The organism is Thermoanaerobaculia bacterium (genome assembly GCA_018057705.1).
Classification (GTDB): Bacteria; Acidobacteriota; Thermoanaerobaculia; order Multivoradales; family JAGPDF01; genus JAGPDF01.
Window position 1 is genome coordinate 1 of record JAGPDF010000114.1, and the last position, 8,755, is coordinate 8,755.

Annotated in this window: 7 protein-coding genes; 5 read left to right on the forward strand and 2 right to left on the reverse strand. The window is 69.9% G+C overall.

Features of this window, described 5'->3' with window-relative positions:
• Together KBI44_20260 and KBI44_20265 are read left to right on the forward strand one after the other, a co-directional pair.
• Positions 1-248: hypothetical protein (locus KBI44_20260; protein MBP9146815.1), on the forward strand; the 248-nt coding region annotated here is incomplete at its 5' end.
• Entirely contained in the window at positions 245-1,144 is a 900-nt protein-coding gene (locus KBI44_20265; GenBank protein MBP9146816.1) for an efflux RND transporter periplasmic adaptor subunit, read from the forward strand. The genes KBI44_20260 and KBI44_20265, both read left to right, overlap by 4 nt.
• A 114-nt stretch (positions 1,145-1,258) precedes the next feature.
• Here the strand turns inward: KBI44_20265 and KBI44_20270 are convergent, their stop codons facing one another.
• Positions 1,259-3,322: a M13 family metallopeptidase gene (locus KBI44_20270; protein MBP9146817.1), complete on the reverse strand. Its 2,064-nt coding sequence runs from the start codon at positions 3,320-3,322 to the stop codon at positions 1,259-1,261.
• A gap of 152 nt (positions 3,323-3,474) precedes the next feature.
• Here KBI44_20270 and KBI44_20275 point away from each other — a divergent pair, with 152 nt between their 5' ends.
• Positions 3,475-3,699: a CDGSH iron-sulfur domain-containing protein gene (locus KBI44_20275; GenBank protein ID MBP9146818.1), complete on the forward strand. Its 225-nt coding sequence runs from the start codon at positions 3,475-3,477 to the stop codon at positions 3,697-3,699.
• 82 nt (positions 3,700-3,781) lie between these two features.
• On the opposite strand, the gene KBI44_20280 is transcribed toward KBI44_20275, so the two are convergent.
• Entirely contained in the window at positions 3,782-3,919 is a 138-nt protein-coding gene (locus tag KBI44_20280) for a hypothetical protein (GenBank protein MBP9146819.1), read from the reverse strand.
• A 218-nt stretch (positions 3,920-4,137) separates the two neighbouring features.
• Between KBI44_20280 and KBI44_20285 the strand changes: the two genes are divergently transcribed.
• The gene (locus KBI44_20285; GenBank protein MBP9146820.1) at positions 4,138-6,411 is read left to right on the forward strand and encodes a M28 family peptidase; all 2,274 of its coding nucleotides are present in this window, start codon (positions 4,138-4,140) and stop codon (positions 6,409-6,411) included.
• A gap of 73 nt (positions 6,412-6,484) precedes the next feature.
• Positions 6,485-8,497, forward strand: coding sequence for a tetratricopeptide repeat protein (locus KBI44_20290; protein MBP9146821.1), 2,013 nt, complete (start codon positions 6,485-6,487; stop codon positions 8,495-8,497).
• The last annotated feature ends 258 nt before the right edge of the window (positions 8,498-8,755 follow it).

The following is an 8,755-nucleotide window of genomic DNA, read 5'->3' on the forward strand; positions in this document are numbered from 1 at the left end:
AGCCGACCGCGAACCTCGACTCCGCCGTCGGCACCCAGATCCTCGAGCTCTTCCGCGCGCTCGCGAAGCGCGAGAACCGGGGACTGCTCATCGTCACCCACGATCCGAACGTGCGCACGATCGCCGATCGTGTCGTCAAGATCCGCGACGGCCGCATCGTCACCGAGACCGCCGCCGCATCGCTCGCCGCGCGCGTCACCACGCGCCGTCCACCGCGTCCAGATACCCGCCAGGAGAGAGCCTCATGAGCCGCAATGCCCGCACTCCGCTTTTCGTCCTCGCCGGCCTCGCCGCCATCGCGCTCTTCGCGGTGCAGATCCGCGGCCTCTTCGGAGCCGAGGGCACGGGCGGGCCGTCCGCCGTCGCGGACCGCGGGGGCGAGCTCGCCACCCCATCGGCGGAGCGCGTCGTGGCGGAAGGGCGCGTCACCACGTATCCCGGCGCCGAGATCCTGGTCTCGAGCGAAGTCGCGGGGGCGATCGTGACCCTGGCCGTCACCGAGAAACAGCGCGTTCGTCGGGGCCAGCTGATCGCCGAGTTGCGCAGCGACGACCTGCGCGCCCAGCTCGCCGAAGCCGCCGCCCGGATCGTCGAGAGCGAAGCCGAGATCCGCCTGGCCGAGGCCGAGCGCGACCGCGCCCAGAGCCTCTATGAACAGAAGGTCGACACCGCCTCGCGGCGCGACAAGGCGGTGCGCGACCTCGAGGTCGCGGCGGCGCGGCGCACGACCGCGAAAGCCGCCGCGACGCGGCTCGAAGCCGAGATCGCCAAGCGCCGCATCGTGGCGCCGATCGACGGCGTGGTCCTCGTGCGGCATGTCGACGCCGGCGAGTCGATCGAGGCCCGCGCCGGCATCGTCACCATCGCCGATCTCGCCCGGGTGCGCATCGAGGCCGAGGTGGACGAGTTCGACACCGGCAAGCTCCGCCCGGGGTCGGCGGTCGCGATCGCCGCCGAGGGCTTCGACGGCGAGCGCTGGCGCGGCACGGTGGAGGAGATTCCGGACAGCGTGCAGGGCCGCCGGTTGAAGCCGCAGGACCCGGGCAAGCCTGCCGACACCCGGGTCCTGCCGGTGAAGATCCGCCTCGACGAGCCGACGCCGCTCAAGCTGGGTCAAAGGGTCGAGGTCGAGATCGGCGGGTGATCAAAGCAACTCGACAGCTGTCGAGTTGCAGAGATCAACCGAGCAACTCGACAGCTGTCGAGTTGCAGATTCCGGGCAACTCCATAGCTATGGAGTTGCCCGGATCAAATCACCTCACCAGACTTCGCACTTCGCCGGCGGGTTCATCGGCGTGCCGGGCGCGCACGAAAAGGCGCCGGCAAAGCCGGGGTGGTTCACCATCGGACCCTGAACGCGGAACTTCGAGGGCGAGTGCGGGTCGGTCTGCACCTGCAGCCGCTCCGCCTCTTTCGTCGCCTCGGCGCACCAGACCTGGGCCGCGGCGACGAAGAAGAGCTGATCCTCGGAGAGGCCCGCGACCGTCGGCCCCTCGCCGCGCTCCTTCTGGCGGGACTGCAGGACATCCCAGGCCTGCTTCAGGCCGCCGTTGTCGGCGATGTTCTCGCCCAGCGTCAGCTTGCCGTTGACCTTGACTCCGGGCTCGATCTCGTAGGCGCTGTACTGCTGCTCGATGCAGGCGGTGCGCTCCTCGAAGCCCTTGACCGATGCGGGCGTCCACCAATCGGTCATCGAACCCTTGGAATCGAACTTGCTCCCCTGATCGTCGAAGCCGTGGGTGAGCTCATGGCCGATGACGAAGCCCATGGCGCCGAGGTTCATCGCCACGGGGAAGTCCTTGTGGAAGAACGGCGGCTGCAGGATGCCCGCAGGGTAGGTGAAGGCGTTCTGCAGCGGGTTGTAGCTCGCGTTCACCGTCTGGGCGTTCATCCCCCACTCCTTGCGATCGACGGGCTTGCCGACCTGGGCGAGGAGTCGTGAGGCCTCGAAGCCGCGCGCCGCGACGGCGTTGGCGAAGAGCTGACCGCGGGTGATCGTGAGCTTCGAATAGTCGCGCCACTCCTCCGGATAGCCGATCTTCCAGGCGAGGGTCCCCTTCTTCACCAGCGCCGCCTGGCGCGTCGTCTCGTCCATCCAGGTGAGCGCCGGCAGCGAGGCCGCGAAGGCGTCCGAGATGCCGTGGATCATGTCGAGCGCGAGCTCCTTCGAGTTGCCGGCGAAGCGCTCCTTCACGTAGAGCTGGCCGATCGCCTCGCCCATCGCCTGCTCGGTGGCCTGGATGCAGCGCTTCCAGCGCGGCTGCGGCTCCTTCTGCCCGGCGAGCGTGCGGCCCTGGAAGTCGAAATGCTGCTGGTAGATCGCGTCCGGGAGGAGCCCCGCGGTGGCCGAGAGCGTCTCGTAGCGCAGGTAGGCCTTGAGGGTCGGGAGCGACGCCTTGGCGATCTCCTTCTCGAGCGCGGGGAAGAACTCGGGAGTCATGACGTTGATGGCGGTGAGGTCCGACTGGCCGAAGGCGGCGAAATAGCGCTCCCAGGGGAGCCTCGGCGTGAGCTTCGCGAGCCCCGGGGCGTCGAGGCGGTGGTGGAGCTTCTGCACGTCGCGCATCGCTTCGATCGGACGCGACGCCTTGGCGAGGGCGGTTTCGAACACCAGAATCGCCTTCGCCTGCTTCGCGGCTTCGGCCGCCGGCAGTCCGGAGAGGACCAGCATCTTCGCCACGTGCTTCTCGTAGGCGGCGCGCAGGGTCTTCTTCTCGGCGGCGGTCGAGAGGTAGTAGTCACGTTCCGGCAGCCCGAGGCCGCCCTGGGAGAAGTGCGCCACGACGGTGTTCGGGTCCTTCAGGTCGGCGAAGACCTCGGCGTCGAAGAACGGCGCCGCCTGGAGGCGCTGGATCTCGCCCGAGAGGACGAAGAGAGCGTCACGATCCGCGGCGGCGTCGATCTTCGCCATCCAGGGCTGGACGGGCGCGAGCCCGGCGGCTTCGACCGCCGCTTCGTCCATGCAGGAGCCGTAGAAATCGCCGACCTTCTGGCGTTCGGCGTTCCCGGCGGGGTTCTTCGCGGCGTCTTCGATCAGCCCCTTGAGCAGCTCGCGGTTGCGCTCGTGGATCACCGAGAACGAGCGCACCCACTGGTTCTCGTCGGCCGGAAGCTCGACCTGGTCGAGCCAGCCGCCGCAGGCGAAGCGATAGAAATCGCTGCATGGATCGGCCGTCCGGTCGAGCGAGCGCGCAACCGAAACCGCGACGTCTTCGATATTGAGGTTGGTCCCGGACGGCGCATCGCCGGCCACCTTGGGGGCGGCGGCGGCGAGCGGGGCGGCAAGAAGGGCAACGGACAGCAGAACGAAACTCGGGCGCATGGAGATCTCCTTGCCTCATTCTACGTAGGAGATGCACCCGGGTTCTGCCGTCCGAACGGGGAGGGCGGGGCCGATCGCTCCTCCACCCGCCCCCCTCGCTGCCGCCGGCCGGGTAGACTGCCCGGGCACGCACGACCTCGGAGGAGGACTCGATGAAGATCACCGTCAGGAACAACGGCTCACTGAAAGTCGAAGGAAGCGATATCGAGCTCGTCGATCAGGAGGGCCGGCCCTTCGGACTGGGCGGCCGGACGGTCATCTCCCTCTGCCGGTGCGGCAGGTCCCAGAGCAAGCCGTTCTGCGACGGCTCGCACAACCAGGGCTTCGACTCGGTCTGCCCCGCCCGCGACCTCCCGGCGCCGGCTCCGAAGGGCTGAGCCCTGCGGCCGGCCCGGCACGCCGGCGGCGCGGCCTTGCATGGAACTCCTCGGCGAGGCCCTTACTGGCCTCTTCCGGCGCTCACTGGAAGATCCGGATCCCCGACTCCCCGAGGAGCCAGTAAAGAAGAATGAAGACGAGAATGGCGGAGCAGCCGCAACCGCCGGTGAGTTTCTTCGCGCCCCAGCCTGCGGCGAGACCTCGAACCAGTTTGCTCATTTGACGCCCCCTTTCGTTAAATCGACTCGGCTCACGTGGCCGCGGCCTTCGGCCTGGTGCGCGGCGATGCCGCCTTCGCGGGCGATCGATGCGACGACCGGCTCGCTCCCGACGTCGCTTCCGGCCCCGATCCCGAACCCGATCCCGATCTCGATCTCGATCTCGATCCCGATCTCCCCTGCGAGCCTCGTGCCATGATTCGCGATTCGGAGGAGTCTATGTCGATCGGTTCGTCGCGTCGGGTCGCCCTTTCTGCAGGAGCCGTATCCGTTCTCCTCGCCATCGGCGTTCAGGCGGCCTCGCCTCCCGCCTCCGAGGCGCCTCTGCTCGGCTTCTCGGCGGCGGGGAGCCGCGCCGAGCTCGAGCGCGAGCGCGCCTTCGACGATCTCATCTCGACGGTTGAACTGCGCTCCTGGCTCGAGCGTCTCGCGGCGCGACCGCACCATGTGGGCTCCGAGTGGGGGCGCGCCAACGCCGAGTGGATGCGCGACCTCTTCACCAGCTGGGGCTACGAGGCCCGCATCGAGACCTTCGACGTCCTCTTCCCGACGCCGAAGCTGCGCAGCCTCGAGATGGTCGCGCCGACCCCCTTCCGCGCCCACCTCGACGAGGGCTCGCTCGCCGAGGACGCGACCTCGGGCCAGAAGACGGAGCAGCTCCCGACCTACAACATCTACTCGATCGACGGCGACGTCGAAGGCGAGCTGGTCTACGTCAACTACGGCCTGCCGGAGGACTACGAAGAGCTCGCGCTGCGCGGCATCGAGGTCCGCGGCAAGCTCGTGCTCGCCCGCTACGGCGGCTCCTGGCGCGGCATCAAGCCCAAGGTCGCGGCGGAGCATGGCGCGATCGGCTGCCTGATCTTCTCGGACCCGGCCGAGGACGGCTACACCCAGGGCGATCCGTGGCCCAACGGCGGCTGGCGCGCCCGCGACTCGGTACAGCGCGGCTCGGTCGCCGACATGCCGCGGCACTCGGGCGATGCGCTCACCCCGGGGGTCGGCGCCACGAAGGAGGCCGTCCGTCTGCCGCTCACCGAAGCCGACATTCTGACCAGGATTCCCGTGCTGCCGATCTCGGCCGGCGATGCCCTTCCGCTGCTCGCGGCGCTCGCCGGGCCGATGGCGCCGCCGGCCTGGCGCGGCGCGCTGCCGCTGCCGTACCGCATGGGCCCCGGGCCCGCCCGCGTCCACCTGAAGCTCGAGTTCGACTGGAGCCTGAAGCCGGTCCACGACGTCATCGCGGTGCTGCCGGGCGGCGAGCTTCCGGACGAGTGGATCCTGCGCGGCAATCACCACGACGCCTGGGTGAACGGCGCCACGGACCCGGTGTCGGGGATGGTCGCCCTGCTCGCCGAGGCCAAGGCGATCGGCACCCTCGCCAAGGCAGGCTTCCGGCCACGGCGCACGCTGGTCTACGCCGCCTGGGATGGGGAGGAGCCGGGGCTCCTCGGCTCCACCGAGTGGGCCGAAACCCACCTCGCGGAGCTGCGCGAAAAGGCGGTCGCCTACCTGAATACCGACTCGGTGACCCGCGGCTTCCTGCAGGCGGCCGGATCGCATTCTCTCGAGCGCCTGGTGAACGAGGTCGGGCGGGCGGTCCTGGATCCGGAGCGCGCCGTGCCGGTCATCGAGCGCACGCGCGCCGCCGGCATCGCCCACGGCGATGACGAGGCGCGCCAGCGGTTGCGCAACCGGAGCGACCTGCGCATCGGCGCCCTGGGCTCCGGCTCCGACTTCACGCCGTTCCTCCAGCATGTCGGTATCGCGGCGCTCAACGTCGATTTCGGCGGCGAGGAGCAGTACGGGCAGTACCATTCGATCTACGACTCGATCGCCCATTACGAGCGCTACGGCGACCCCGGCTTTGCCTACGTCGCCAAGGCCGCGCAGGTGAACGGCCGGCTCACCCTGCGCCTGTCGGAGGCCGACGTCCTGCCGTTCACGCTCGACCGCACCGCCGAGGCCATCGGCGACTACGCGTCCGAGCTCGGCGAGCTCGCGCTGCGGCTGCGCAAGGAGTCCGAAGAGCGCGCCCGTCTGCTCGCAGACCGGAGCCTCGAGCTCGCCGCCGACCCACGGCAGACCTTCGTCGCGCCGCCGGCGCTCGATCGAGTGCCGTTCCTCGAGTTCGCGCCGCTCCACAACGCCGTGGAGCTGTTCGCAAAGGCGACGGGTGACTTCGAAAAGGCGCGCACCGAAGCCGTCGCACGCGGCCTGGACGGCGCGGCTCGCAGCGAGCTGAATCGATTCCTGCGGACCTTCGAGCGCCGGCTCACCTCCGACGGCGGCCTCCCCGGCCGCCCCTGGTACCGCCACCAGATCTATGCCCCTGGCCAGTACACCGGCTACGGCGTCAAGACTCTGCCGGCGATCCGCGAAGCGATCGAGCAACGCCGGTGGGAAGAGGCCAACGCCCAGATCCGCGCCATCGCCACCCTGCTCGACGACGCCCGTGGCGCGATCGACGGGATGACCGCGAAGCTGCCCTAGCGCTTCCCGAACCGTTGCAACCTAGCCTTCCGGTCGGGGCGGTCGAACCGCCGGGAGCGGTATCTTCCCGGCCATGGGCACCTCACCCTCCCGCGCGCCCAGGGTGCCGGGTGCACGCCGCCGCCGGGTCGACAGGGGCCCGGGCGTCGGCGCTCCGGGGGCGCGAGAGATAGAGAGCCGCGACTGCGCTCCGCCGGGCTGGCGCCGGCGGCTCACGCCTCTCACTCTGCAGCTTCTCCTGATCGCCGCCGTCGCCTTCGGCGTCTACGCCAACACGCTGGGCAGCGCCTTCGTCAACGATGACGAGCACCAGGTGCTGATGAACCCCTGGATTCAGGACGTCGGCGAGATCCCGACGATCCTCTCGAGCAGTGTCTGGGCGTTCGTCGCCAGCCGCACCACGACCGACTACTACCGGCCGATGATGCACCTGGTCTACCTCGTCAATTTCCAGTTGTTCGGTCTCGAGGCCTGGGGCTTTCACCTCGTCAATGCTCTCCTCCACGCCGCCAACACGGCGCTGCTGTTTCTCGTCGCCGGCCTCCTGCTGCGCGCCGGCCCGGGCACCGACCCCGTCGTGACCGCCCCGGCCCGGGTCTCCTTCACCTGGCTCCCGGTGCCGGTCATCGCGGCGTTGTTCTTCGCGACCCATCCGATCCATACCGAGGCGGTCGCCTGGGTCGCTTCCGTGCCCGAGCTCACCTTCACCTTCTTCGGTCTGGCCGCGCTCGCGCTCTACATTCGCGAACAGGCCCGGCCCGAGCCCCGATGGTGGCCACCCTGGATCCCTTTCTGCCTGAGCCTGCTGTGCAAGGAGACGGCGGTGACGCTGGTGGCGATCTTCGCGGCGTTCGACCTCCTGCTGGGGCGGTCGCGCCGCACGCCGAAGGTTCTGGGGCGGCGCTGGGCGCCCTATCTCCTGGCCGTCGCGGTCTACCTGATCGTGCGCCACGAGGTCCTCGAGTCGACACTGGTGCGCCGGGGGAGTCTTTGGGACCTGACGCCGATCCAGCTCGCGCTCAGTGCCCTGGATCTCTTCCGGCAGTACCTCGGGGCGCTCCTGTTGCCGGTGGATCTCAATTTCTGGCACACGTTCCGGCCGGTCGAAGCGCTCCTCTCGCCCGCCGCCCTGCTGGCTCTCGCCGTGGCGGGCGGCTTCGCGGTGGCCTGCTGGTGGGCCTGGCGGCACGACCCCCTCGTCGCGTTCGGACTCGTGCTGCTCGTCGTGCCGCTCGCACCGGCGTTCTACATCGCCGCTCTCCCGGCGAAGCCGTTCGCCGAGCGTTACCTCTACCTGCCGTCGGCAGGGTTCGTCCTCGTCGCGGCTCTGCTCTGCTCGCGCCTCGCCGTGCGCGCGCTGCGCTCGAAGGTTCGCTTCGGCGCCCTCGCCGTCACCGCTTTCGTTCTCGTCGTGGCAGCGCTCTTCGCCGTGGCGACGGTGCGGCGCAACCGGGTCTGGCACGACGCCCTGTCGCTCTACAGCGACTCCGCAGGGAAGTCGGCCGGGGTCCCGACGCCCCCGCTCTCCCTGGCCACGGAGCTGCTGAGACGCGGTCACCCTCGCGAAGCGATCGCCCAGTTCCGGATCCTCGCGCAGGTCGAGCCGCGAAACGCCACCTACCTCTCGGCGCTGGGCAACGCGCTGCTCGTCGACGGTCAGACCGGCGAGGCACTCGCCCGGTTGCGCGCCGCCCTCGCGCTCGACCCGCGGTCGGTCGAAACCCTGCGCGATCTGGCGGTGGGGTTGCGCCGTCTCGGGCAGACCGCCGAGGCGATCCCCCTCTATCGCCAGGCCATCGCCGTCGAGCCGGAGTCCGTCGAGGCGCACTTCCACCTCGCCAGCGCGCTCGCCGACTCCGGCGATGTCGCCGGCGCCCTCGAGCACTACCGCACCGCGGTCCGTCTGCGCCCGGCGAACGCCTACTACCGCAGCGTCCTCGGTATCGAGCTGGCACGCCAGAACGATCTCGCCGGCGCCCTCGAACAGTTCGAGGAGGCCGCCCGGCTCGACCCCGGGGAGCCCGCCTACCAGCGGAACCTCGCGCGCGCCCGCGGCCTCGCCGCGCAAGCGCCGGCACCTCACTGAGCGCTCTCGCGCTCCCTGAATGCCCCGAAGGGCGAGCTCGACTCACGACCGCGCGAGACCAGCATCGATCCGGCGCGTGACTCCGGGCCCAGCGGTCGTGCACGGCGACCGCGAGCTGCACAATATGTTGTGCTACTCTCGGTCCGTTTTGGATCCACGCGAAGCTCTCGCGTCGCGCCCCGTGATGGCCCACCGGCCGTCGAAGCCGGCGTCGCCAAAGCCCAGCGGGGTCGGCACGGACGGCGCAGACGGCAGAGG